Below are 23,156 nucleotides of genomic sequence, written 5' to 3' on the forward strand. Positions count from 1 at the left end.
TTGGAGATTCCCATGGAACGGATTACGGTCAGCTTAGGCGAACGTAGCTATCCCATTTCGATTGGTGCCGGATTGTTTCGCGATCCGGCCCAACTTTCCCTTCTTAAAGCTAAGCAAAAAGTCGTGGTGATTACGAATGTCACCGTTGAACCTCTTTATGCTGAGACTCTTCTAGCCCAACTGGCCGAGCTCGATTGCGACGCGTCAGTGTTGGCACTGCCTGATGGCGAACAATACAAATCGCTAGAGACATTCAACACCGTCATGACCTACCTACTGGAAGGCAACACTGCGCGCGATGTGGTGCTCATTGCCCTCGGCGGCGGGGTGATCGGTGATTTGGTTGGCTTTGTGGCGGCCTGTTATCAGCGCGGGGTGGATTTCATTCAGATCCCGACGACCTTGCTTTCTCAAGTCGACTCATCGGTGGGCGGAAAAACCGCCGTTAACCACAAGCTTGGCAAGAACATGATCGGCGCATTCTACCAGCCTAAAGCGGTGATCATTGACACCGACTGTTTGGCATCCTTGCCCGAGCGAGAGTTTGCCGCGGGTATGGCGGAAGTGATCAAATACGGCATCATCTACGATCACGATTTCTTTGTCTGGTTGGAAGAGAACCTCGATGCGCTGTACGCGTTAGATCAACAAGCACTCACTTACGCCATTGCGCGTTGCTGCCAAATCAAAGCGGAAGTGGTGGCGCAAGATGAGAAAGAATCTGGAATTCGCGCGTTGTTGAATCTAGGTCATACATTTGGTCATGCGATTGAGGCTGAGTTAGGGTATGGTAATTGGCTCCACGGTGAAGCGGTCTCTTCGGGTACCGTGATGGCTGCAAAAACCGCTCAGCTTCAAGGGCTTATTGATGAGCAGCAAGTGGAGAGAATTGTCTCTATACTAAAAGGAGCTAAGCTGCCAATCCACACACCGGACAGCATGTCATTTGATGACTTTATCAAACACATGATGCGCGATAAGAAAGTGCTTTCTGGTGAATTGAGATTGGTTCTACCGACCAGCATTGGCAGTGCCGATGTGGTGAAAGGTGTCCCAGAGTCCGTGTTACGAGACGCAATCGACTATGGGCGCACGCTGTAATTGATTGAACTGTGGCGCAGTGGCTTAGGTCGCTGCGCACTCTACGTCTTAGGATGATGCAATGAGCTCCCCGCGTGTTTTGGAGTTAGACTCTCAAACTGAGTTGCTGGAACGCCTGCAACTGCTGACTAACTTTGGATCCAACCTCGTCACCATTGGTGGCGAAAGTGGTGCGGGCAAAACTTGGCTTGCGCAGCGATTTTTAGAGGCGTGGTCGCCAGACAAAAACCAATCTCTGCTTTTGTGTCACCCCAATCAGGACGAATCTCAACGACGCCTTACCGTCCTCTCTCAGCTTTTTTCTGAACCTCTGTTTAACCCTGCAGACGCCTTGTCTGAATCCTTTATTCGCTTAATGGAGGGGGAGCGCTGTGACGTGTTGATCGCCATCGACGACGCGCACTTGCTGAGTGAGTCGTTCATTTCAGAACTGTGGATGTTAGTCCTTGAGGCGCAAGAGCGCCCGCAGTGGAACGTTAATGTGGTGCTCTTTGCGGCATCCAATAGCCTTGAGCCCTTGTTAACGCGATTGAGTTACGGCCAAGAGCATAAACCAATAGATTTTGATATCGAGCCGCTGTCTGAGCACGAAGCGGAACGATTTTTTGAGCACCTCGTGATTCGATATGTCGAAGACGACATGGAAAAACGAGTGAGAAATGCATACCGCAGTGTCGCGCGTCGGCCCGGTAAAATTATGGCGCTAGGGGAACAGAAAGTGGAAAAAAGGATCATTATCCGCTCGATTGTCGCATCACCGTTGAATATGGCGTTGGTGATTATTGTCCTGTTATTGCTGATCGGCGGTGGTTACTGGTGGTTAATTAATCAGCCCACCCCAGATGAGAAAGCCCAGCAAATCAGTCAAAACTTGGAGCAAACGGTCATTCCAACTCTGCCCGAAACGCCCGCTCCAGACACGCAAACGAGTGAAGCGAAGACCGTCGAGCCTGAGCCGGTGACCGACCCCTCTCTGACCAATGCCGAGGATGACTCTGCGTCCTTGCCACCAAGCGTGACCAGTGAAGTGTCGAGTGTCGGCAATCCTGATGATACCCATCAGCGTGTGGTCATTACTTCTGAAGTGGTGGATGCTTTGCTTGAAGGTAAACCAGAACAGGCCGATACGACGCCGATTGATGAGGTGGTGGAAGCATCGATTCCCGAGTCTGCCCCCCAAGCTGAACAAGAGAGCGCACCGCAAGTAGACACGCAGCCAGAGCCAGAGGTGGTGATCCGTTTCTCCTTCACTAAAGATGAATTGAAAAGCTTTTCGCCACGCAGCTACACCTTGCAGCTGGCGGCAGTGAACAGCTTAGAAGAGGTGCAGCGCTTTATTGATACACACCAATTGGCCAATCAAGTCTTCATTTACCCTACGGTCAGAAGCGGGGTGGAGTGGTTTATTGTCACTTACCAAAACTACCCTACCATTCAACTGGCGCGAGATGCGGTGCAGACGCTTCCTGAGGCGTTGCAACAGCTTGACCCATGGGCAAAATCGCTCGGTCAGGTGCAGAGCGAGTTGGAGAGAGTCGAATAACGACGATTTGTTCGCGTCATTCGCAGTTGCGTAGGCAAGTGCTTTGGTCGGGGCGGTAAATATGATACATTCCGCCCCTTATTTTGTGGTTGATAAATAGAGCAGTAGATGAAGAAGCAGCGAGCCTTCCTCAAGTGGGCAGGTGGAAAATACGGTCTGGTCGAAGATATCCAACGCTACCTGCCTGAAGGTCGTAAGTTGGTTGAACCGTTCGTTGGTGCTGGTTCTGTGTTTCTTAATACGGATTATGAGCAGTACCTGCTGGCAGACATCAACCCTGATCTCATCAATCTCTACAATCTGCTCAAAGACAACCCTGAGAGCTACATCCCTGAGGCGAAGCGCTGGTTTACCCCAGAGAACAATCGCAAAGAAGCCTATTTGGCGATCCGCGCCGAGTTTAACCAAAGTGATGACACCTTCTATCGCTCTCTTGCATTTTTGTATATGAACCGTTTCGGTTTTAACGGCCTGTGTCGTTACAACAAAAAAGGCGGCTTCAATGTACCGTTTGGTTCGTACAAAAAGCCTTACTTCCCAGAAGCTGAGTTGGAGTTTTTTGCCGCGAAAGCCAAGAAGGCCACCTTTGTCTGTGAGGGCTACGCCGAGACGTTCAAACGCGCGCGCAAGGGCAGTGTGGTGTATTGCGATCCGCCTTATGCGCCGCTGTCGACGACCGCCAACTTTACCTCTTACGCGGGCAATGGCTTTTCACTCGATGATCAAGCCGCCTTGGCTGATGTCGCTGAGCGTGCGGCCAAAGAGCGTGGTATCTCCGTGCTGATTTCTAACCATGACACAACGCTCACCAGACGCCTGTATCATGGCGCGCAGTTGAACGTGGTCAAGGTTAAACGGACCATCAGCCGCAATGGTGCAGGGCGCAATAAAGTCGATGAGCTGCTCGCACTATTCCAACCAGGTGAAAGCAAATAGCCACTGTATTCCTACCGCCAGCTTAGGTAGAATTGCGCAACGATTATTCAGCGCAACCTAACAGAGGTCAGGTATGAAAGATTTTCTTATTGCTCCATCCATTTTGTCGGCCGATTTTGCTCGCCTTGGTGAGGACGTCGAAAAGGTGCTCGCCGCCGGTGCCGATGTGGTTCACTTTGATGTGATGGACAACCACTACGTACCTAACCTGACGTTTGGCGCACCTATTTGCCAAGCGCTGCGTGACTATGGCATCACCGCCCCTATTGATGTGCACTTGATGGTAAAGCCCGTGGATCGTATCATCCCGGACTTTGCGAAGGCGGGGGCATCAATGATCACTTTCCATATCGAAGCCTCTGAACACGTAGACCGCACACTGCAACTGATCAAAGAGCATGGTTGTCAGGCGGGTGTGGTGCTCAATCCTGCAACGCCACTGGCTCACCTTGAGTACATTATGGATAAAGTCGATCTGATCCTATTGATGTCAGTAAACCCTGGGTTTGGTGGTCAATCGTTCATTCCTCACACGCTAGATAAACTGCGTGCCGTTCGCGCTATGATTGATAAATCAGGCCGTGACATTCGTTTAGAAATTGATGGTGGAGTGAAGGTGGATAACATTCGTGAAATCGCAGAAGCGGGCGCGGATATGTTTGTCGCCGGTTCCGCCATTTTCAATCAGCCGGATTACAAAGCCGTAATCGATGAGATGCGCGCTGAGCTGGCCAAAGTGAAGTCATAACTCAGTAATCCAATTCGGCTGTTTGCCCATATAAAGTGACCTGTCGGGTCAATCATGCCCGCCCTAAGAGTGACTAAAAAAGTCGCCGCTCAACCATTAGGAAGATTCATGAATGATATTAAATTGATCGCGTTCGATCTTGATGGCACCTTGCTCGACAGTGTGCCGGATCTCGCGGTTGCCGCCTCCGCTGCTGTCGAAGCGCTCGGTTATGCGCCGGTGGCGGAAGAAGAGGTGCGTGATTACGTCGGTAACGGTGCCGATGTGTTGATTGGCCGCACCTTATCTCGCAGCTTAACGCTTGACCCCGATCTTGATCCTGCGCTGTTAGTCAAAGCTCGTCACCTCTTTGATGACTTTTACGCCCAAGGTGGACACAAGTTGAGCCATCTTTACCCTCAAGTAAAAGAGACGTTAGCGGCGTTGCATGAGCAAGGTTTCACCCTAGCATTGGTGACAAACAAGCCGAGTAAGTTCGTGCCTGATGTGCTCGCACAGCATGGTATTGATCATTACTTCAGTGACATCATCGGCGGTGATACCTTCCCAGAAAAGAAACCCAACCCGATGGCGCTCAACTGGCTGCTTGAAAAGCACCACTGCGGTGCAAAACAGATGCTGATGGTCGGCGACTCGAAAAACGACATTCTTGCGGCGAAGAACGCAGGGTGTTACTCGTTTGGTTTGACCTACGGCTACAACCACGGCGAACCGATTTCCGACTCACAGCCGGACTACGTCGCCGATACCATCGCTGATTTACTCGAAGTGGTCGCGGTTTGCGCTTAAGCGCAACGAAATCGCTTCCAAAATACTCGTTAATGAGTACACTGGATAAACCGTGTCGGCGTCAGGCTGGGCGCGGTTTTTTCATTTATTAAGATTAAGAAGTCAAAGGAATCATTCTAATGAGCAAACCCATCGTATTGAGTGGTGTTCAACCGTCAGGTGAACTAAGTATCGGTAACTACTTGGGTGCTCTACGTCAATGGCAGCAGATGCAAGACGATTATGATTGCCAATATTGTGTGGTTGACCTTCATGCCATCACAGTGCGTCAAGACCCGAAAGCACTGCATGAAGCAACTCTAGACGCATTGGCAATTTGTCTCGCAGTGGGCGTTGATCCGAAGAAGAGCACGTTATTTGTCCAGTCCCACGTACCGGAACATGCTCAACTTGGTTGGCTTCTTAACTGTTACACCCAAATGGGTGAACTGGGCCGAATGACTCAGTTTAAAGACAAATCAGCGCGCTACTCGAAAGACACCTCTAGCCAGTTTGGCGATGTCAACGTTGGTCTGTTCGATTACCCTGTGTTGATGGCAGCCGACATTCTGCTTTACGGCGCGCATCAAGTTCCGGTCGGCAGTGACCAGAAGCAGCATCTTGAGCTGGCGCGTGATATCGCCAACCGCTTTAACAACATCTACTCGCCTGAGCAGCCAATCTTTGAAGTGCCAGAGCCGTACATTCCAACTGTGAATGCGCGTGTGATGAGCCTTCAGGATGCGACCAAGAAGATGTCGAAGTCGGATGATAACCGCAAGAACGTGATTACGCTGTTGGAAGAGCCGAAGTCGATTCTTAAAAAGATCAACAAGGCGCAAACCGATACAGAAACGCCACCACGTATCGCCCACGATTGGGACAACAAAGCGGGCATTTCAAACCTAATGGGCCTCTACTCGGCGGCGACAGGTATGAGCTTTGCAAATATTGAAGCTAAGTACCAAGGCGTAGAAATGTACGGCCCATTTAAGAAAGACGTGGGTGAAGCAGTGGTGGCGATGCTTGAGCCGATTCAAGCGGAATACCACCGTATTCGTGCCGATCGTGCTTATATGGATCAAGTGATGAAGCAAGGTGCGGAGAAAGCGTCTGCTCGTGCCGCTGAGACGCTGAAGAAAGCGTATGAAGCGGTAGGTTTCGTTGCTCGTCCGTAGGTGAGGATTTTAGTTACTAGTTCCTAGTTCCTAGTTCCTAGAGGTCGAATTCTAGGAACTAGGCACTCACTTCTAGGAACTGACGCCTACTGTGCCCCTTCAAAGCCCATTTGTCGCCACGCTTCAAAAGCGATGATCGCAACCGCATTGGACAAATTTAAGCTGCGTGCGTCTGGCATCATAGGAATGCGAATACGCTGCTCCATCGGCATGCTTTCGATCAATTCAGCTGGCAGGCCACGAGTTTCCGGTCCAAACAGCAACACATCGCCTGGTTGGAATTGGGCGTCTACATGGTGGCCTGTGGTTTTGGTTGTGCAAGCAAAAATGCGGTATTCGCTGCGTTCTTTTTGCAGATATTCGAGAAATGCCGAGTAGTCTTTGTGACGAGTGACGCGCGCGAGATCATGGTAGTCCAAACCGGCGCGGCGCACTTTTTTCTCTTCTAAATCAAATCCTAATGGCTCAATTAAGTGCAGGTTAGCGCCACAGTTTGCGCACAAGCGAATAATGTTGCCCGTATTCGGGGCGATTTCGGGTTCAAATAGGGCAATATCAAACATGGTTTTGGTTACTTTTTTCTGATAAGACCCAAGAGTATAAGGCGGTGATGAAACACCGCCAAGTGCCGTGTGACGTTGTTAGTCTGTTTTGTTGTAGGTCTAATTAGCTCAGCGCTTGATGATAATTCTCTGCGACCGCCTCCCAGTTGACGACATTCCACCACGCGTTAATGTAGTCAGGGCGGCGATTTTGGTAGCTGATGTAGTAGGCATGCTCCCACACATCCAAGGCCAAAATGGGCTCGCCTTGAATGGCCGCCACGTCCATGAGTGGATTGTCTTGATTGCTGGTCGAGGTAATCACCAGTTGATTATCTTTGACGATCAGCCAAGCGAAACCGGAGCCAAAGGTATTGATTGCAGCGTCGCTAAACTGCTGTTGGAATTCGGCAAAGCTGCCAAAGGTCTCCTCAATGGCGCGGCCAAGCTCGCCGCTGGGCACACCACCGCCATTGGGCGTCATGCAGTTCCAATACAGGACGTGGTTGTAATAGCCACCACCGTTATTGCGAACAGCGGGGGCCAGTGAGGAGATGTTGGCAAAAATGCGACGCAGCGACTGCTGCTCTAGTTCACTGTCTTTGATTGCCGCGCAGAACTTATCAAAATACGTTCTGTGGTGTTTGCTGTAGTGAACTTCCATGGTTTTTGCGTCGATATAAGGCTCAAGCGCATCATATGCATAAGGAAGTTCAGGAAATTGGTGCACCATCGTAAATCCTCCATGTTTGGAGAATTTACTTTAAATGATAATGAGATCGATTATCAACTGTAGAATTAATGTGGGTATTGCGAACTTCCATGACAACGCATGATTTATTGGCACAGCGGCAGACAAATCGTCACGCGTAATCCACCTAGCGGACTGCGGCTCGCTTTGATTGTGCCACTGTGTTGGCGTATTGCGCTTTCGGTAATTGCCAGGCCAAGACCGGTTCCGCCGCTGTGTCTGTCTCGCGCCGTGGAGACTCGGTAGAAAGGTCGGAATATCGACTCCAGTTCATCGTCTGGCACCCCTTCGCCGTTGTCATCGACGATAACCTGGACGGTGTCATCGGCGACATGAAGTTGGATGTCGATTTTGTCTTCGCCGTAATGAATCGCATTGCGCACTACGTTGTCCACCGCGCTCATGAGCAGTTTGGGGTTGCCTGAAATGGTGCGATTAGGAATCGCGTCGTAGCGCAGGCTTTTACTCATTTGCTCTGCCTCAAATTGCGCGTCACAGAAGATGGCTTCCCACAAACTGCTCAAGGCTTGTTTTTCTCGCACCATGTGACTGTTGACTTGAATGCGCGACAACTCCAACAGCTCACCAATCATCTGCTCAAGACGCTGAGCCTCGGTATCGATGCGCGTCAGTTCAGCGCTCTCTCCTTGCTTGCGCACGGCAAGACCGGTCGCCATTCTGAGCCGAGTGAGCGGTGAACGCAGTTCGTGAGAGATGTCAGAGAGTAAGCGCTGCTGCCCCGAGATCATCTGATTAACGGCTTCCACCATCTGGTTAAAACTTTCTCCGGCTTGACGAAATTCGCTGGTGCCTTTCTCCAACTGCGGGTCCACCTCAAATTCACCAGCGGCGACGCGTTTTGCTGCGCGTTCGAGACGTCTTGCAGGTTGGCTCAGTGCCCAAGCAAGCCACAACAGTAGCGGGGTGCTCACCAACATGACGGCCAGTAGAAGCTGGAGTGGACGATCAAACAGATTAAGGATAAACGGCGCGGGTTGATTCCACTTGATGCCGACGTAGAGCAGCAGAGGCTGCTTGGCTAACGTCACCGGAATAGGGCCGGCAAGCATGTAATGGCCGTAGAGCTTCTGCTTGGGTGCTTCGGCTAACTCGACGCTGGTAATAAAGTTTTGCAGTGCGCGAATCTTGAAATCTTTCGGGTCTTGCGATGTCAGTATGTTGCCATCGATATCCGATACATAGAAACGCGGGCCGCTGTCTTTTGGTGGCCTTCCACCATCATTACCTTGCCTGCGTGGCCCTTCAAGTTGGAACAATATCCGCGCGAGGTTGGACTCTCCGGCAAAGCGTTGCTCGACTCTGTCTCGCACTTCCCTTAAGTCATTGAGGTGAGTGCTCGGAATGTCTCGTGCTTTTCTTGGATCGAGATGGGGGAGGGAGAGCACCGCCATCAGCACCAAAAACATGGTAAACCAAAAGATGGCGAAGATGCGTCCATACAAGCTAGTGATTTTCGGTAAACGCATCAGTTTTCCTCAACCAACAAGTAGCCGCGGCCACGTAAGGTTTTGATCCGTGGCTTGCCGTCAGCGCGCTCTGGCAGCTTTTTACGCAGGTTGGAGACGTGCATGTCAATGGCGCGATCAAACGCCGCCAGTCGCTTGCCTAGCACATCCAAACTTAACGCTTCTTTGGTGAGTGTTTCACCTGGGTTTTGCACAAAATGGCTCAACAAAGCGAATTCTGTGGTCGTCAGTTCGAGTAAGTCACCTTGGCAATAGGCTTCTTGCTTGCCCGGATAGACTTTAAGATCTTGGTATTCGATGCAGTCGCCGTTTTTGCTCGCCGATTTACCTTGGGTGCGACGCAGAATCGCTCGGATACGTGCGAGCAGTTCACGGTCACTGAATGGTTTGGGTAGGTAATCATCGGCACCGAGTTCGAGGCCGATGACGCGATCGATCTCTTCCCCTTTCGCGGTGAGCATCAGTACGGGTGTTTCCCACTTTTCTCGTAGACGTTTGAGTGTTTCCATACCATTGAGTTTGGGCATCATCACATCGAGCAAGATGAGATCAATCTCATCGCTGACCAGCGCTAATCCCTCTTCGCCATTGTTCGCTTCGGAGATGGTGAAGCCTTCAAACGTTAACACCTCAGTCAATAGCCCGGTGAGTTCGGTGTCATCATCAATCAATAATAGGTGTGCCATAGTTACCACTCTTACAAACGTCACTGAGTTAATAGTACTGGTAAATCGTCTGGAGATTGAGACTAATTTTTCCTCTTTACGATTCTTTACGCTGCCTAAACGTCACTTTACTTAGCATGGCCTATTCTACACTCAAGCGCTGTGAAGACAGCCCCACACAATAACTTGAACAAGAAAGGTAACGATTATGAACACTGCAAAAAAAATGGTATTGGCTGCTGTTGTCCTCCCTCTCACATTAGGTACTGCGAGCGCATGGGCGTTCGGTGGCGGTGGTAAAGATAACCACAAAGGGCCGCGTGATGAGTGTCGTGGTGGTCTGGATCGCGGCATCATGCGTCAACTGGACCTAACCGAAGAACAGCAAGCACAGCTTAAAGAGATGCGCGAAGCCGGTCGTGATGAAATGAAAGCGAAATTCAAAGAGAATTTTGAGTCACATCAAGCGCAGATGCAGGCGCACCGTGCGAGCGTGCAAGCGTTGGTACTGGCTGACACCTTCGATCAAGCGGCCGCACAAGAATTGGCGAAACAGATGGTCGACCAACAGACTGAGCGTCGTGTGAAGATGCTAGAGAAAGAACACAAAATGTTAAGCGTACTAACACCTGAGCAAAAAGCTAAGTTTGTTGAGCTGCAACAAGAGCGCGCGACAGAGTGTGGCGAGAAAATGCAAAAACGCATGAACAAAAACTGATCATCGCTCTCTACTGCCTTTGGCGACCTTCGGGTCGCCTTTTGTGTTTCTGGAGCTTGGCTGCACTTTCACCACACATAAGGTTATACTTAAGCCAATTTTTGCAATGGCTTAACGTAGAAAACGGATATGAAACAAGAATATGCACGTTTGGTGACGATGGCAGCATGGACCGCTACGCTTGTCGCCAGTGGCTTGCTGGTGGTCAAGGTGGGCGCTTGGTGGATGACGGGCTCAGTGAGTCTACTCGCGTCACTGATCGACTCTATGCTCGATATTGCCGCTTCGTTGGTCAATCTGGTGGTGGTGCGCTACTCACTTCAACCTGCGGATCGTGAACATGCGTTTGGTCACGGCAAAGCGGAATCGCTGGCGGCGCTGGCTCAAGCGATGTTTATCTCAGGCTCTGCGGTATTCCTGATTCTTAATGGTGTTGACCGATTTTTCCGTCCTCATGCCTTGGTGTCGCCTGAATATGGCGTCTATGTGAGCTTTTTCGCCATGTTGGTGACGTTCGGTTTGGTCACATTTCAACGCCATGTGGTGAAAAAAACCGGCAGCCAAGCCATTGCCGCAGATTCATTGCACTACCAATCGGACTTATACATGAATGCTGCGATCATGGTGGCGCTTGGTCTCAGCTGGTTTGGTATTACTCAGGCGGATGCGGTGTTTGCCATCATCATCGGCGGGTACATTCTGTTTAGCGCCTATAAGATGGTCAAAGAGGCGATTCAAACCTTGCTCGACAGAAAGCTACCCGATGAGGAGCTCGCTCAGATCAAAGCATGTTGTCTCTCTGTGGAAGGGGTGCACGGCGTGCATCAGTTGCGTACCCGTATGTCAGGGCCAACACGCTTCATCCAATTGCATCTTGAGCTGGACGATCATCTACCGTTGATTGAGGCGCATCGAATCTCGGACCGCGTGGAAGATTCGCTGTTGGCGACCTTCCCCGAAGCGGACGTATTGATCCACCAAGATCCCTATTCTGTGGTGTTCGGTAAAGAGCGTAAACAGAAGGTTCATCGCTGGTAATCTTAGCGAAGAGGCGACAAATGGCTGGGGGTTGGCTATCTTTCTAGCGAGTGAGTATTAACCTTGATACTGACGTGTATCAATTCCCGTTATGAGCAAAGCTGTAATACTCTTACATAAGTAGAAAACTTACATTTACGTCTACAAAATAAAAGTAGTATTCCTTGTGGGGCAAGGTAACATACTACGCAGTTAAAGGAATTTTGTTGGTGGCCGCCTGTAAACCACTAACGTAATATTTTGAAATAAGATTCCCAAAAATCGAGGGTGAGCATGATTAAGAAGATTGGTGTTTTGACAAGTGGCGGTGACGCCCCTGGTATGAACGCAGCAGTACGTGGCGTAGTCCGCACTGCACTCTCTGCAGACATTGAAGTATACGGAATTTACGATGGTTATCTTGGCCTTTACGAAAACCGTATCGAGAAATTGGATCGTTCGAGCGTTTCTGATGTGATCAACCGTGGTGGTACCTTCCTGGGCTCGGCACGTTTTCCTGAGTTCAAAGAAGAGTCGGTACGCCAAAAGGCGATCGAAAACCTGAAAGAGCACGGCATCGAAGCCTTGGTGGTGATCGGTGGTGACGGTTCGTACATGGGTGCGAAGAAGCTGACTGAAATGGGTTACCCATGTATCGGTCTGCCGGGCACGATTGATAACGACATCGCGGGCACGGATTACACTATCGGTTATCTCACTGCGCTTAACACGGTTATCGATGCGATTGACCGTCTACGTGACACTTCATCGTCTCACCAGCGTATTTCTATCGTTGAAATCATGGGCCGTCACTGTGGCGATTTGACCCTGATGTCTGCGATTGCGGGCGGTTGTGAATACATCATCACCCCAGAAACGGGCCTTGATAAAGAGAAGCTGATCAGCAACCTCCAAGACGGTATCAAGAAAGGTAAAAAGCACGCGATCATCGCTCTGACTGAGCTGATGATGGATGCCAATGTACTGGCAAAAGAGATTCAGACTGCCACTGGTCGTGAAACTCGTGCCACCGTGCTAGGCCACATTCAACGTGGTGGTCGCCCAACAGCATTTGACCGAGTTCTCGCGTCGCGTATGGGTAACTACGCCGTACACCTATTGATGGAAGGTCAAGGTGGCCGTTGTGTGGGTATCCAGAAAGAGCAACTGGTTCACCATGACATCATCGATGCGATTGAAAACATGAAGCGTCCAGTTCGTCACGATCTGTTTAAAGTCGCGGAAGAGCTGTTCTAATTGACAGCGTCCAACTGAGAACAAGCAAAAGGCCAGTATCATACTGGCCTTTTTGTTTTTCGTCTCACGTCAGAGTGGCGGCGCTAGTTAATTGCGGTCGAAATCAGATACCCGACAAAGGTCGCACTGACGACACCGATAAACCCGGGCAGGATGAAGCTGTGATTGAGGACGTACTTACCAATTTGCGTTGTTCCTGAACGGTCAAAGGAGATGGCCGCCAAATCACTGGGGTAGAACGGGAAGAAGAAGTACGCGTAACAAGCGGGCAAGACGCCGATAAGTACGGGAGCAGGAATGCCCATCGCAAAGCCAAGGGGGAGCATAATCGTCAGCACGGCGGCTTGGCTTTTCAAGAATACCGAAACCACAAACATCGCAATCGCAAACGTCCACGGGTGCGCTGCGACAACATCGCTGACTAGGCTGATTAGATAGGGTTTGTGATGGCCGATGATGGTGTCACTCATCCAAGCAATACCAAAGATGATGATGACCGCCGTCATCCCCGCAATAAAGACATTACTGTGAACAATTTTCTTCGGGTTCACTTTGGTGGTGAGCAATATCACTGCGCCGACCGACAGCATCAAAAACTGAATCGCGACCGACATTTTGACCCCTTGTGGCAGTAAGGAGAGATCTTTGCCAAACATGGCGACAAAAATCACCGTCAAGATACCAGCCAAAAAGATCCCAAGCCCTCGCTTCGCCATTTTCTGGTCATGTTGAACGTCTAGGCTCTCTTGTTCTTCATCGATTAATTGCGCTTTGAACTCAGGATCTTTGCAGCGTTCGATAAAAGCAGGATCTTGGTCGAGTTCTTTGCCGCGTTTTAGACTCCATAGACAGCCAATTAACACGCCCGTCAGGGTCGCAGGAATGGTGACCATGAGGACGTTAACCAGGCTGATGTCGAGATGGTTATCTGCGGCGGTCGCCATGACGACAGCGGCCGCTGCGGCGATCGGGCTCGCTGTGATCCCCATTTGCGATGCGACCGTTGCCATCGCCATTGGACGTTCGGGGCGAATGCCCTTCTTGTAAGCCACATCATAAATGACCGGCAGAAGTGGGTAGACTGAGTGACCGGTGCCGACCAGCACGGTCAGAGAGTAGGTACACAGTGGGCCAAGGAAGACGATTTGGTTGGGGTGTTTGCGCAGCAAACGCTCAGCAAATTTGACCAAGAGTTTGAGGCCACCAGTGGCCTCTAAGGTTGCAGAGGCAGCTACCACGGCAAGAATGATCAGCATGACACTGATCGGTGGGCTACCGGGGGCGATACCAAACACAAATGCAAGGACAGAGACGCCCAAGCCGCCAAGTAAACCAAACGCGATGCCGCCATGGCGAATGCCAACAAAAATGACGGCCAGCAGCAGCAACATATGTATATAAAACATGATCACATCCTGGGGGTAATAGATAACTGTGATTTATGCTACTCAAAACCCTTACGCTGGAATGTGAAGTTGTATGCTTATCTCGCGTGTCTGTTTTACAATCCGCCAGTTCTTTGTTTTTCGTCAATAAAAACCGCGCTATTTGCGTTTGTGCTCGCAAATTGTTCGTTCGACACTCGGCGAGATTCTTTGCGGTTTTGGAATTTCTGGTGCACGCCACGGCGCAATGCCTTGATGTGGTTTTCCGCTTTATCGACGCCCAGCAGCACACTTAATGTCAGTACGGTAATGACGATGGATTGTTGCTCATAGCCCAGCCCTGTCATCAGCCCAAGCGCCGCTAACACCCAAATGACCGCGGCAGAGGTGACGCCATGAATTTTGCCATCCAATGTCATCATCACGCCTGCGCCTAAAAAGCCAACCCCAGTAATGATCTGACCCAATACGCGGGCTTGGTCTAAGGTGTTCGGTGAGAGCGACACGGCCATCGACATAAAACAGTACGTGCCTGCGATAATAAGGATTGACGTGCGGATACCGACTGGCTTGCCGCGTGTTTGACGTTCGACACCAATAAGAATGCCGTTGATCGCGCAGCAAAGCAGTGCTGACCAAGAAAACGGACCGAGGTCTAACAAGGATGAGAGTGAAGGGTGCATGGTCTCCTCTGAGATGGGCATGAGTGATACTGGGAAACCGCAAAGTATGCACTGAGTGTCTCAGAGGAGCGAACAAAAGCTTTTTGTCGTCGGGATTACTCTAAATGTAAATCAAGGGGGGTTTTGCTTTTTCTGCCGCCGATCTCTCGCGTCAAGGTAGGCACAAGGTAACCAGATACGCGCTCGATCACTCCCGCCATGATGGTTTTCGCTTCGCTGTCTGAAATATGAAAATGCGCGCTGCCTTGCACCTTATCTAGCACATGCAGATAGTAGGGTAAAATGCCCGCATCAAATAGAGACTCGCTTAACGCCACTTGGGCATCGACATTGTCATTGATACCTTTCAGCATCACCGCTTGGTTCAACATGGTCACACCAACCTGCTTAAGCGCGCGCACCGCTTCGCTGAAGGGCGCATCAATCTCATTGGCGTGATTGATGTGGGTGACCATCACCACTTGCAGTCGCGTGCTGGCCAGCAGTGTGCACAACCCGTCTGTGACGCGAGCAGGGATCACCACAGGTAGGCGAGTATGAATGCGCAGACGCTTAATGTGCGGGATGGCTGCTATGGCGGAAATCAACCATTCCAGTTCACTATCTTTGGCCATTAATGGGTCGCCCCCCGAGAGAATCACTTCGTTGAGTTCGGTGTGAGCGGCGATGTAGTCGAGGTTTTTTTGCCAAACGGCTTTGTTGCCGCGATTGTCCTGATAGGGAAAGTGGCGGCGAAAACAGTAGCGACAGTTGATTGCGCAGCCGCCTTTGACAATCAAAAGCGCTCGATTGCGATACTTATGCAGTAAGCCCGGTTGGGCGTTATCTTGCTCTTCGAGTGGATCTTGGCTAAAACCTGGGTGCCATTCAAGCTCTTGCGCGACCGGTAAAACTTGGCGCAGTAAAGGATCCTCTGGGTTGCCCTTTTCCATGCGAGCAACAAAACTTAACGGGACGCGCTGAGCAAATTGTTTGCGTGCAGCAAAGCCGTCTTGCCACGGGGTGGGGTCAATCTCGAGATGTCGTAATAACTCGGCCGGATCCGAGATCCCACTTGCTAGTTGATTGAGCCAGTTTTGCTCAACAGATTCGACTTTTCGGGTTATGATAGGCGGCATTGAATTTAGCTCTAAGAATGTAAGAGGAAAAAATGGCTACAGTTAGCACGAATGAATTTAAAGGCGGCTTGAAACTCATGCTCGACAACGAGCCTTGTGTGATCCTTGAAAATGAATACGTTAAGCCGGGTAAAGGCCAAGCGTTCAACCGCGTAAAAATTCGTAAGCTTCTTTCTGGTAAAGTGCTAGAGAAAACCTTTAAGTCTGGTGACACATGTGAAGTCGCAGACGTTATGGATATCGATCTAGATTATCTCTATAACGACGGTGAATTCTACCACTTTATGAATGCGGAAACGTTTGAGCAGATCGCGGCGGATGCGAAAGCTGTGGGCGAGAGCGCAAAATGGTTGGTGGAAAACAACACCTGTATGCTGACGCTGTGGAACGGTAACCCTATCGTTGTAACGCCACCTAACTTCGTTGAGCTTGAAGTGACAGACACTGACCCTGGCCTAAAAGGTGATACACAGGGTACCGGTGGTAAGCCTGCTACGCTATCAACCGGTGCTGTGGTTCGTGTACCTCTGTTTATCTCTATCGGTGAAGTGATTAAAGTCGACACGCGCTCAGGCGAGTACGTGGGTCGCGTAAAATAATCACCCGATGCGTGATAGCGTGAGAAAAAGGCCACATCGTGGCCTTTTTTGTTTTTTCGGCTGCGGCAAAGTGTCACAATAGCCCGAGTTTGTTAGTGATATAGAGATCAAAGGTTCTGGTTTATGAAAGCGTCTTTGCAAATTTGGTTGGGTGCGGCTCGGCCAAAAACGCTGCCGCTGGCGCTGGTGTCGATTTTGACCGGTAGCGTGCTAGCGTACTCTCATCATGAGTTTTCTCTATCGATCGCGCTGTTGGCGTTTGCGACGGCGACCTTATTGCAAATTCTCTCCAACCTCGCCAATGATTACGGTGATGCCGTCAAGGGCACCGATAACGACAAACGTCTTGGCCCGATGCGCGCCATCCAGTCGGGCGCGGTCACGACCCAAGACATGAAGCAAGCGATCGTCATCAATGTCATCATGACGATATTGTCCGGGCTGGTTTTGGTCTTCTACGCCTTAGAGAGTGTGCAAAGCATCTTGGCCTTTATCGGCTTAGGGGTACTGGCGATCATCGCTGCTATAGCGTATACGGTGGGGTCGAAGCCTTATGGCTACGTCGGGCTCGGCGATGTCTCTGTGTTTCTCTTTTTTGGTTTGCTCGGTGTGGCCGGGACCTATTTTCTTCACACTGGTGTTGTCCAAGTGTCATTGATTCTTCCGGCGATAGGCTGCGGGTTGTTGGCGGTTGCGGTACTGAATATCAACAACATGCGCGATATCGAGAACGATCAAGAGTGCGGAAAGCGTACGGTTGCAGTGCGCTTGGGCCAACAACGTGCGAAGCATTATCACTTTTTCTTGCTGGGCTTCTCTCTGTTAGCCTTTGCGCTCTACTTACTTCATCAACCAGAACCAATGTGGGTCAGCTTGCCGTTTTTGCTCAGTGTACTGGTGGTGTTTAAACATGGCCGAGCGGTCTGGTTGGCGAATAAACCCGCTCAGATTGCGCCGATGATGCCGGTGATTGTTAAATGCTCCTTGCTGACTAACCTGCTGTTTGCTGGCGTGGTCGTCGTGCAAACACTGATGAGAGTCTGATCACCTTCACAAGAGCTTGTATTATTGCGCCTTGTCATTGCAATGACTTAATGACCGGATATACTCGAGTGAGTCAACCAACGGTTTGGGAAGGTAACTCATGGAATACAATACGTCCGCTTTGTGTGATGTTTATATGGATCAGGTCGATGTGGTCGAGCCCATGTTCAGCAACTTTGGCGGCAGTGCGTCATTCGCTGGCCAAATCACAACGGTGAAGTGTTTTGAAGACAACGGGCTGATTCGTGAAGTGCTCGAACAAGACGGCTTAGGCCGTGTGCTGTTGGTCGATGGTGGCGGTTCGCTAAGACGTGCGCTCATTGATGCTGAGCTCGCTTCTCTTGCTGAAGAGAACGAGTGGGAAGGCATTGTTGTCTATGGCTGCGTACGTGAAGTCGATGAGTTAGAAGACATGAGCATTGGTATTCAAGCCTTGGCCTCGATTCCGGTTGGTGCGAGCTCACAAGGCGTGGGTGAAACGGAAGTGGCCGTCAACTTCGGTGGCGTGACCTTCTTACCCGAAGACTACCTTTATGCCGACAACACAGGCGTGATCCTCTCCCAAGAGCCACTTGATATAGATTTAGACGTCGATGAGACCGATGTCGTCGATGAGACGCTCTAAATCACCACACCAGCTTCTCACCACACCAGCTTCGGCTGGTGTGTTCGTTTCTAGGCCTTACTTTCCTTTAAATCCTGACTCATTTTGAACGTTTTACGGGTGTCGCGGTGCAGACAAGTGAGCGCTGCGCAGTTTGAGCGCGTAGAGGTAGGCGAGTACACCGCCGATGACATTGCCAACGGCAATGCCGATAAACAGTCCTTCAATGTCATACCAAAGACTGCCAACCCAGGCACAGGGTAGGGTGAAAATGAACAGACGCATAAAGCTCCACTGAAACGCTTTAAGCGGTTCATGCAGCGCATTCAGCCCTGAGACCAGCATCATTAACATTCCTTGAAACCCGTAGCTAAAGGGCACAACGAGTAAGTAGTGCCACAACAGATCTCTGACCGCTTGCTCTTGAGAAAACAGAGAGGAGATGGGTATGCTCAGCGGCACCATCATGACAAAAATCCCCAATTGGAAAATCAGTGCAAAGCGCATGGTGAGGAACAAACCGGCGAAGCCGCGCTGCGGATTTTTCGCGCCCAAGTTCTGAGCCATAAACGGAGTCAGGGCAGAGGTGAGCGACATCAGCACCAAGATAAGAATCGACTCCACCCGCTGCGCTGCACCGTAGGCCGCTACGGCACTGGTGCCGTGCGTCGAAAGCAGTATCATCAGAATCGCACCTGAGAGCGGTGTCATGGCATTTGACAGCGCCGCCGGCGTGCCGATTTTTAGAATGGATTGGCAATCACTGCGAAGGGTGGTGAGGTCTGGTTTGGCGAGCAACTTCTCGCGCCGCGTGAGCACGTACAAGGAGCCTAACAGTGCCCCCGCCCAACTAAGAGCGCTTGCGATCGCCGCGCCTTGAATCCCGAGTGCAGGAAACGGGCCGTAACCAAAAATCATTAAAGGATCGAGCACGCCATTAATCACGCCGGCCAGCATCATGATTTTAGCCGGGGTTTTGGTATCCCCCGTAGCGCGAATCGCGCTGTTTCCCGCCATCGGAATGACGAGCAGCGGTATGGTTAAATACCAAATCGCCATGTATTGGTCGATAAGGGGAAGCAAATCTGGCTCAGCGCCCAGCAGTAGAAAGAGCGGTTCAATCGTCAGTAATCCACAGATGGACGCCAACGACACTAAGGTGACTGCCAACAGTAAACCGTGGGTCGAAAATCGCGCTGCATCGTTGGTATGGCCTTGGCCAAGTAGACGAGCAATGTTGGTGGAGATGCCCATTCCTATGCCCATAGTGATGCAGTTGACGGCAAAGGTGACAGGAAAGGTATAGCTGACCGCTGCCAGCGCTTGGGTACCGAGCAGAGAGATAAAAAACGTATCGACCAGATTGAACATCAAAATAGCGATCATGCCAAAGGTCATCGGCACGGTCATTTGGCGCAAAACGTCGGGAATGTGACCCGTTAACAGGCCATGTTTATCTTGCATCGAGGACGTCAACTCTCACGGGCGGAAAAGCGTAGCATACTTTATCTGCTCTATGACGACCAACCCCCATCGTTGAGATGGTGTGAGGCGTACATATTTGGGCCGGCTTTGGGTTTTGTACCGCGGCAACAAAAAAGGCCAGCGCAAGCTGACCTTTGTCTATGTCCATAAAGGATTGGATTAAGCTTTTGCTGCCGCCGCCGCTTTTGCAATCGCTGCAAAGCTCTTCGCGTCAAGAGAAGCGCCGCCAACGAGAGCACCATCGATGTCTGGCTGTGAGAAGTACGCTTCTGCGTTTTCTGGCTTCACAGAACCGCCGTACTGGATGATCACTTGCGCAGCAACCGCTTCGTCTTTTGCCGCGATAAGTGCGCGGATAGAAGCGTGAATGCGTTGTGCATCTTCTGCCGTCGCTGCTTTGCCTGTACCGATAGCCCAAATTGGCTCGTATGCGATGATGGCGCCGTTTAGCGCTTCAACACCGTAAGTGTCGATCACTGCATTGATTTGACGAGCACAGACGGCTTCCGTTTCGCCCGCTTCGTTTTGCGCTTCAGATTCACCGATACAGAAAACAGGGGTTAGACCGTTTTCTTTTAGGAAGTTGAATTTCTTTGCGATGAACTCGTCAGATTCGTTGTGGTATTCACGACGCTCGGAGTGGCCGATGATGATGTGAGAAGCACCGAAATCTTTCAGCATTTCTGGCGACATGTCACCTGTGAAGGCACCGCTGTTGTTGAGGTCAGTGTTTTGTGCACCCAGGATAATCTTGTTACCGCCTTCTGCGATGACACGCTCAGCAAGGTCGATGTAAAGTGCTGGTGGCGCAACGGCTACGTCGACACCTTCGACGCCTTCAAGCTCAGCGTTTAGACCCGTTAGCAGCTCAGTGACCATTGCTTTGCTGCCATTCAATTTCCAGTTACCCATCACTACAGGACGACGCATAGGAATACTCCCTCTCTTTTTAACGTAGAACGTTCATTAATGTAAAAAATCTGGGTAGGAATATAACAGATTAAATGGTCCAGATCATGATTACCGTCATGTCTTATTGGGTTTGTAAACCTTTTGCCGACTGCCTTGCGCATGGATTTAGCATAACTGACCGCTCTGGCAGTGATCCCGTAGACAGAATCGCTGGCATCGAGTGCGAAATAAGTACAGAAATTGATAATAGTGGCGTATACCTATCCAACCAGCGCACTAAAAAGGGAACAACATCGATGCCAAACCTAGTTATGGAATACTCCAACTCTGTGGATGAGCGTGTTAATGTGCAAGGATTACTCGAGGATTTGCATTTCGTGGTTTTACAATCAGGCCTGTTCGACACCTTATCCGTCAAGTCTCGCGCATTGCGCTGCCATCATTGGCTGCTTGGGGATGAAGGTGACAGTAGCGATTTTATTCATATTGGCTTCGAGCTGTTGGCGGGAAGAACTGAGGAACAGAAGCGTGATTTATCTCGTCAATTAATGGCGGTGTTGCAACAACAAGCGGGACACGTGCGTAGCTTAACCGTTAATATTCGCGATATGGACCCGAGCTGTTTTCAAAAAATCATCAATTAACCATTAGGGAATACGATGTCAATTAAAGCACTGCTGTTTTCATTTCAAGGCCGCATTGGTCGTAAGGTTTATTGGCTGTGGAATGTGGTTTACTACCTAGTGATTGTAAGCTTCGCTGCGACACTCAACGCGGTTATTCCAGCGACGGCCCATCTCATCCTGCCGGTGTTCCTTGTCATCGTGTTGATTCCTGACTTAGCCATCACCGCCAAGCGTTGGCATGACAGAGACAAATCCAGTTGGTGGCTGTTACTGAATGTTCCACTTGTTATCGGACGTATGACGATGCCAGTGGGTGACCCTGGGCAAGTTGCTCAACCGGCGGCGCTGCAAACCGCCATTTCGGTCGTCGCGATGATTTGCGGAGTGTGGATTTTGGTCGAGTGCGGCTTCTTTAAAGGCACAGAAGGCGAGAATCGTTTCGGCCCGCAGCCAGAATAATCAGCTGTTCTATAGTAAGAGAGTTTTTATCACCCTAGGCTATTTACGAAGAAGGACTTCTTCCACTTTGTGGTTGAGTCCTTTTTTTAGGATCAGCTGCGCCCGCTCGCGAGTGGGTAAGATGTTGTTGCGCAGGTTAATACCATTGATGGAATGCCAGATCTCCTTTGCCTTATCTATCGCCTGCTGTTTCGACAACTGGGTGTAGTGGCTGAAGTAAGACCCCGGTTTAGTGAAGGCGCCGGAGCGAAATTTTAGAAAACGCTCAATATACCACTGCTCAATCACCTCACTGTTGGCATCGACATAGAGGGAGAAGTCTAAGAAGTCGGAGACAAACACACGATGAGGATCGTGTGGGTAATCCATCCCACTTTGTAACACATTGAGCCCCTCTATAATCAGCACATCAGGTCTATCCACCACTTTGACTTCATCGGTGATGTCATAGGTGATGTGAGAGTAGACCGGCACTTCCAAGTTGGGCTTGGCGGCTTTGACGTCTGAGACGAATTGTACCAAACGCTTGATATCGTAAGATTCAGGAAAGCCTTTACGGTGCATAATGCCACGTTCATCGAGTACGCGCTTAGGGTAAAGAAAGCCATCGGTGGTCACCAGCTCGACTTTTTGATGGTTATCCCAACGTGACAGCAGTGCTTGGAGTAAACGAGCGGTGGTGCTTTTGCCGACCGCCACACTACCGGCAATCCCAATAATAAAAGGTGGAGCACTCTCTTGGTTGCCCAAGAAATTGTTCAGGACGGTATTGCGACTTTGCCGAGCGGCGACATAGAGATTAAGCAATCGCGCTAGGGGCAGATAAATCTCAACAGCTTCTTCCATCGTCAGGCTTTCGTTCACGCCTTGCAGCTCCCGCAAATCCTCTTCAGACAACGTCATGGGCACAGAATTGCGTAATTCTGCCCACTGCTGTCGGGTAAAAGAGAGATAGGGAGTCATGTGTCGTCCTAACCTGAGTTGAAGATGCGAGCAGCGACATTACAACAACGGACTTAGATTGCAAACGAGATGATCGATATTCGCGTGATTTGCCCGACAATTTGCTCGATTTTTCAACAAAAAAGCAGAAAGTATCCAATTTGGCATTTTTTTTTTGGATTTGCTATTGCAAGGTAGAAAATCATTCAATAGAATGCGCACCACTTATGCCGACTTAGCTCAGTAGGTAGAGCAACTGACTTGTAATCAGTAGGTCACCAGTTCGATTCCGGTAGTCGGCACCATTTCTCTATGCATCTCCTTTAGAGAGCGAGAAATAGATAAAAATTTGGAGGGGTTCCCGAGTGGCCAAAGGGAGCAGACTGTAAATCTGCCGGCACTGCCTTCGATGGTTCGAATCCGTCCCCCTCCACCATATTCTTTAGGAAATAGCTCGAAGAGTTACGTGTTGCGGGCATCGTATAATGGCTATTACCTCAGCCTTCCAAGCTGATGATGCGGGTTCGATTCCCGCTGCCCGCTCCACTCATTATGAGTGCTGATATAGCTCAGGTGGTAGAGCGCATC

General features: G+C 50.4%; 24 protein-coding genes and 3 tRNA genes. 17 read left to right on the top strand and 10 right to left on the bottom strand.

Annotated elements, in window-relative coordinates; genetic code table 11:
* Window positions 1-12: 12 nt before the first annotated feature.
* From aroB to trpS, 6 genes are all read left to right on the top strand, one after another.
* Window positions 13-1,101: a 3-dehydroquinate synthase gene (gene aroB, locus AC6R0S_RS02495; protein ID WP_500637144.1), complete on the top strand. Its 1,089-nt coding sequence runs from the start codon at window positions 13-15 to the stop codon at window positions 1,099-1,101.
* 61 nt (window positions 1,102-1,162) lie between these two features.
* Window positions 1,163-2,644 carry an SPOR domain-containing protein gene (locus tag AC6R0S_RS02500; protein ID WP_500633098.1) on the top strand — a complete coding sequence of 494 codons (1,482 nt, stop codon included), beginning with the start codon at window positions 1,163-1,165 and terminating at the stop codon, window positions 2,642-2,644.
* A gap of 108 nt (window positions 2,645-2,752) precedes the next feature.
* Window positions 2,753-3,580 carry a Dam family site-specific DNA-(adenine-N6)-methyltransferase gene (locus AC6R0S_RS02505; RefSeq protein ID WP_334555646.1) on the top strand — a complete coding sequence of 276 codons (828 nt, stop codon included), beginning with the start codon at window positions 2,753-2,755 and terminating at the stop codon, window positions 3,578-3,580.
* A gap of 73 nt (window positions 3,581-3,653) precedes the next feature.
* On the top strand, window positions 3,654-4,328 hold the full coding sequence (gene rpe / locus AC6R0S_RS02510; RefSeq protein WP_487902589.1) for a ribulose-phosphate 3-epimerase: 675 nt from the start codon (window positions 3,654-3,656) through the stop codon (window positions 4,326-4,328).
* A 108-nt stretch (window positions 4,329-4,436) separates the two neighbouring features.
* On the top strand, window positions 4,437-5,117 hold the full coding sequence (locus tag AC6R0S_RS02515) for a phosphoglycolate phosphatase (RefSeq protein ID WP_500631020.1): 681 nt from the start codon (window positions 4,437-4,439) through the stop codon (window positions 5,115-5,117).
* Between the two features lie 119 nt (window positions 5,118-5,236).
* Window positions 5,237-6,274 (top strand): tryptophan--tRNA ligase, encoded by a 1,038-nt coding sequence (gene trpS / locus AC6R0S_RS02520; protein WP_500637145.1) that lies wholly within the window; start codon window positions 5,237-5,239, stop codon window positions 6,272-6,274.
* A gap of 86 nt (window positions 6,275-6,360) precedes the next feature.
* Here the strand turns inward: trpS and trmL are convergent, their stop codons facing one another.
* The 4 genes from trmL to AC6R0S_RS02540 form a co-directional block, all read right to left on the bottom strand.
* Window positions 6,361-6,837, bottom strand: coding sequence for a tRNA (uridine(34)/cytosine(34)/5-carboxymethylaminomethyluridine(34)-2'-O)-methyltransferase TrmL (trmL, locus tag AC6R0S_RS02525; protein ID WP_500625723.1), 477 nt, complete (start codon window positions 6,835-6,837; stop codon window positions 6,361-6,363).
* 103 nt (window positions 6,838-6,940) lie between these two features.
* A complete protein-coding gene (locus AC6R0S_RS02530) occupies window positions 6,941-7,549 on the bottom strand; it encodes a superoxide dismutase (RefSeq protein ID WP_500628681.1) in 609 nt (202 codons plus the stop codon).
* 104 nt (window positions 7,550-7,653) lie between these two features.
* Window positions 7,654-9,054: an envelope stress sensor histidine kinase CpxA gene (gene cpxA / locus AC6R0S_RS02535; RefSeq protein WP_500637146.1), complete on the bottom strand. Its 1,401-nt coding sequence runs from the start codon at window positions 9,052-9,054 to the stop codon at window positions 7,654-7,656.
* Window positions 9,054-9,740, bottom strand: a complete 687-nt coding sequence (locus tag AC6R0S_RS02540) for a response regulator (RefSeq protein ID WP_500625720.1) — start codon at window positions 9,738-9,740, stop codon at window positions 9,054-9,056. Before AC6R0S_RS02540 ends, cpxA begins: the two co-directional genes overlap by 1 nt.
* Window positions 9,741-9,927: 187 nt before the next feature.
* Here AC6R0S_RS02540 and AC6R0S_RS02545 point away from each other — a divergent pair, with 187 nt between their 5' ends.
* The 3 genes from AC6R0S_RS02545 to pfkA all read left to right on the top strand — a co-directional run bounded on the left by AC6R0S_RS02545 (window position 9,928) and on the right by pfkA (window position 12,711).
* Window positions 9,928-10,437 carry a CpxP family protein gene (locus AC6R0S_RS02545; protein ID WP_334555638.1) on the top strand — a complete coding sequence of 170 codons (510 nt, stop codon included), beginning with the start codon at window positions 9,928-9,930 and terminating at the stop codon, window positions 10,435-10,437.
* Window positions 10,438-10,566: 129 nt separating this feature from the next.
* Entirely contained in the window at window positions 10,567-11,475 is a 909-nt protein-coding gene (gene fieF, locus AC6R0S_RS02550) for a CDF family cation-efflux transporter FieF (protein WP_334555637.1), read from the top strand.
* Window positions 11,476-11,748: 273 nt separating this feature from the next.
* Complete coding sequence (gene pfkA / locus AC6R0S_RS02555; RefSeq protein WP_334555636.1) at window positions 11,749-12,711, top strand: 6-phosphofructokinase; 963 nt, start codon at window positions 11,749-11,751, stop codon at window positions 12,709-12,711.
* 83 nt (window positions 12,712-12,794) lie between these two features.
* On the opposite strand, the gene AC6R0S_RS02560 is transcribed toward pfkA, so the two are convergent.
* The 3 genes from AC6R0S_RS02560 to epmB form a co-directional block, all read right to left on the bottom strand.
* Window positions 12,795-14,117 (bottom strand): anaerobic C4-dicarboxylate transporter, encoded by a 1,323-nt coding sequence (locus AC6R0S_RS02560; protein WP_500637147.1) that lies wholly within the window; start codon window positions 14,115-14,117, stop codon window positions 12,795-12,797.
* A 95-nt stretch (window positions 14,118-14,212) separates the two neighbouring features.
* A complete protein-coding gene (locus AC6R0S_RS02565; protein ID WP_334555634.1) occupies window positions 14,213-14,779 on the bottom strand; it encodes an MgtC/SapB family protein in 567 nt (188 codons plus the stop codon).
* A 95-nt stretch (window positions 14,780-14,874) separates the two neighbouring features.
* A complete protein-coding gene (gene epmB / locus AC6R0S_RS02570) occupies window positions 14,875-15,897 on the bottom strand; it encodes an EF-P beta-lysylation protein EpmB (RefSeq protein WP_500631025.1) in 1,023 nt (340 codons plus the stop codon).
* 32 nt (window positions 15,898-15,929) lie between these two features.
* On the opposite strand from epmB, the gene efp reads away from it, so the two are divergent.
* The 3 genes from efp (at window position 15,930) to rraA (ending at window position 18,165) form a co-directional block, all read left to right on the top strand.
* Window positions 15,930-16,496, top strand: coding sequence for an elongation factor P (gene efp, locus AC6R0S_RS02575; protein ID WP_334555632.1), 567 nt, complete (start codon window positions 15,930-15,932; stop codon window positions 16,494-16,496).
* 123 nt (window positions 16,497-16,619) lie between these two features.
* Window positions 16,620-17,540 carry a 1,4-dihydroxy-2-naphthoate polyprenyltransferase gene (locus AC6R0S_RS02580; RefSeq protein ID WP_500631026.1) on the top strand — a complete coding sequence of 307 codons (921 nt, stop codon included), beginning with the start codon at window positions 16,620-16,622 and terminating at the stop codon, window positions 17,538-17,540.
* A gap of 100 nt (window positions 17,541-17,640) precedes the next feature.
* Window positions 17,641-18,165, top strand: a complete 525-nt coding sequence (gene rraA / locus AC6R0S_RS02585) for a ribonuclease E activity regulator RraA (protein WP_334555630.1) — start codon at window positions 17,641-17,643, stop codon at window positions 18,163-18,165.
* Window positions 18,166-18,258: 93 nt separating this feature from the next.
* Here the strand turns inward: rraA and AC6R0S_RS02590 are convergent, their stop codons facing one another.
* Complete coding sequence (locus tag AC6R0S_RS02590) at window positions 18,259-19,608, bottom strand: MATE family efflux transporter (RefSeq protein ID WP_500631027.1); 1,350 nt, start codon at window positions 19,606-19,608, stop codon at window positions 18,259-18,261.
* Window positions 19,609-19,788: 180 nt separating this feature from the next.
* Window positions 19,789-20,559, bottom strand: a complete 771-nt coding sequence (tpiA, locus tag AC6R0S_RS02595) for a triose-phosphate isomerase (protein ID WP_010445251.1) — start codon at window positions 20,557-20,559, stop codon at window positions 19,789-19,791.
* 278 nt (window positions 20,560-20,837) lie between these two features.
* Between tpiA and AC6R0S_RS02600 the strand changes: the two genes are divergently transcribed.
* Both AC6R0S_RS02600 and AC6R0S_RS02605 read left to right on the top strand, forming a co-directional pair.
* A complete protein-coding gene (locus tag AC6R0S_RS02600; protein ID WP_334555628.1) occupies window positions 20,838-21,185 on the top strand; it encodes a 5-carboxymethyl-2-hydroxymuconate Delta-isomerase in 348 nt (115 codons plus the stop codon).
* A 15-nt stretch (window positions 21,186-21,200) separates the two neighbouring features.
* Complete coding sequence (locus AC6R0S_RS02605) at window positions 21,201-21,626, top strand: DUF805 domain-containing protein (RefSeq protein WP_500631028.1); 426 nt, start codon at window positions 21,201-21,203, stop codon at window positions 21,624-21,626.
* A gap of 39 nt (window positions 21,627-21,665) precedes the next feature.
* Here the strand turns inward: AC6R0S_RS02605 and coaA are convergent, their stop codons facing one another.
* Entirely contained in the window at window positions 21,666-22,589 is a 924-nt protein-coding gene (coaA, locus tag AC6R0S_RS02610; RefSeq protein ID WP_500625634.1) for a type I pantothenate kinase, read from the bottom strand.
* 208 nt (window positions 22,590-22,797) lie between these two features.
* Here coaA and AC6R0S_RS02615 point away from each other — a divergent pair.
* The 3 genes from AC6R0S_RS02615 to AC6R0S_RS02625 all read left to right on the top strand — a co-directional run bounded on the left by AC6R0S_RS02615 (window position 22,798) and on the right by AC6R0S_RS02625 (window position 23,114).
* A tRNA-Thr gene (locus tag AC6R0S_RS02615) sits at window positions 22,798-22,873 on the top strand.
* A 46-nt stretch (window positions 22,874-22,919) separates the two neighbouring features.
* A tRNA-Tyr gene (locus AC6R0S_RS02620) sits at window positions 22,920-23,004 on the top strand.
* A gap of 35 nt (window positions 23,005-23,039) precedes the next feature.
* A tRNA-Gly gene (locus tag AC6R0S_RS02625) sits at window positions 23,040-23,114 on the top strand.
* Window positions 23,115-23,156: the final 42 nt, after the last annotated feature.

It is taken from the genome of Vibrio sp. R15-SG3-ISO1B, from assembly GCF_059833835.1.

What these genes read in the sequence shown, in the direction of transcription:
- aroB (WP_500637144.1), top strand. Translation starts at nt 13, where the DNA reads ATGGAACGGATTACGGTCAGCTTAGGCGAACGTAGCTATCCCATTTCG.
- AC6R0S_RS02500 (WP_500633098.1), top strand. Translation starts at nt 1,163, where the DNA reads ATGAGCTCCCCGCGTGTTTTGGAGTTAGACTCTCAAACTGAGTTGCTG.
- AC6R0S_RS02505 (WP_334555646.1), top strand. Translation starts at nt 2,753, where the DNA reads ATGAAGAAGCAGCGAGCCTTCCTCAAGTGGGCAGGTGGAAAATACGGT.
- rpe (WP_487902589.1), top strand. Translation starts at nt 3,654, where the DNA reads ATGAAAGATTTTCTTATTGCTCCATCCATTTTGTCGGCCGATTTTGCT.
- AC6R0S_RS02515 (WP_500631020.1), top strand. Translation starts at nt 4,437, where the DNA reads ATGAATGATATTAAATTGATCGCGTTCGATCTTGATGGCACCTTGCTC.
- trpS (WP_500637145.1), top strand. Translation starts at nt 5,237, where the DNA reads ATGAGCAAACCCATCGTATTGAGTGGTGTTCAACCGTCAGGTGAACTA.
- trmL (WP_500625723.1), bottom strand. Translation starts at nt 6,837, where the DNA reads ATGTTTGATATTGCCCTATTTGAACCCGAAATCGCCCCGAATACGGGC.
- AC6R0S_RS02530 (WP_500628681.1), bottom strand. Translation starts at nt 7,549, where the DNA reads ATGGTGCACCAATTTCCTGAACTTCCTTATGCATATGATGCGCTTGAG.
- cpxA (WP_500637146.1), bottom strand. Translation starts at nt 9,054, where the DNA reads ATGCGTTTACCGAAAATCACTAGCTTGTATGGACGCATCTTCGCCATC.
- AC6R0S_RS02540 (WP_500625720.1), bottom strand. Translation starts at nt 9,740, where the DNA reads ATGGCACACCTATTATTGATTGATGATGACACCGAACTCACCGGGCTA.
- AC6R0S_RS02545 (WP_334555638.1), top strand. Translation starts at nt 9,928, where the DNA reads ATGAACACTGCAAAAAAAATGGTATTGGCTGCTGTTGTCCTCCCTCTC.
- fieF (WP_334555637.1), top strand. Translation starts at nt 10,567, where the DNA reads ATGAAACAAGAATATGCACGTTTGGTGACGATGGCAGCATGGACCGCT.
- pfkA (WP_334555636.1), top strand. Translation starts at nt 11,749, where the DNA reads ATGATTAAGAAGATTGGTGTTTTGACAAGTGGCGGTGACGCCCCTGGT.
- AC6R0S_RS02560 (WP_500637147.1), bottom strand. Translation starts at nt 14,117, where the DNA reads ATGTTTTATATACATATGTTGCTGCTGCTGGCCGTCATTTTTGTTGGC.
- AC6R0S_RS02565 (WP_334555634.1), bottom strand. Translation starts at nt 14,779, where the DNA reads ATGCACCCTTCACTCTCATCCTTGTTAGACCTCGGTCCGTTTTCTTGG.
- epmB (WP_500631025.1), bottom strand. Translation starts at nt 15,897, where the DNA reads ATGCCGCCTATCATAACCCGAAAAGTCGAATCTGTTGAGCAAAACTGG.
- efp (WP_334555632.1), top strand. Translation starts at nt 15,930, where the DNA reads ATGGCTACAGTTAGCACGAATGAATTTAAAGGCGGCTTGAAACTCATG.
- AC6R0S_RS02580 (WP_500631026.1), top strand. Translation starts at nt 16,620, where the DNA reads ATGAAAGCGTCTTTGCAAATTTGGTTGGGTGCGGCTCGGCCAAAAACG.
- rraA (WP_334555630.1), top strand. Translation starts at nt 17,641, where the DNA reads ATGGAATACAATACGTCCGCTTTGTGTGATGTTTATATGGATCAGGTC.
- AC6R0S_RS02590 (WP_500631027.1), bottom strand. Translation starts at nt 19,608, where the DNA reads ATGCAAGATAAACATGGCCTGTTAACGGGTCACATTCCCGACGTTTTG.
- tpiA (WP_010445251.1), bottom strand. Translation starts at nt 20,559, where the DNA reads ATGCGTCGTCCTGTAGTGATGGGTAACTGGAAATTGAATGGCAGCAAA.
- AC6R0S_RS02600 (WP_334555628.1), top strand. Translation starts at nt 20,838, where the DNA reads ATGCCAAACCTAGTTATGGAATACTCCAACTCTGTGGATGAGCGTGTT.
- AC6R0S_RS02605 (WP_500631028.1), top strand. Translation starts at nt 21,201, where the DNA reads ATGTCAATTAAAGCACTGCTGTTTTCATTTCAAGGCCGCATTGGTCGT.
- coaA (WP_500625634.1), bottom strand. Translation starts at nt 22,589, where the DNA reads ATGACTCCCTATCTCTCTTTTACCCGACAGCAGTGGGCAGAATTACGC.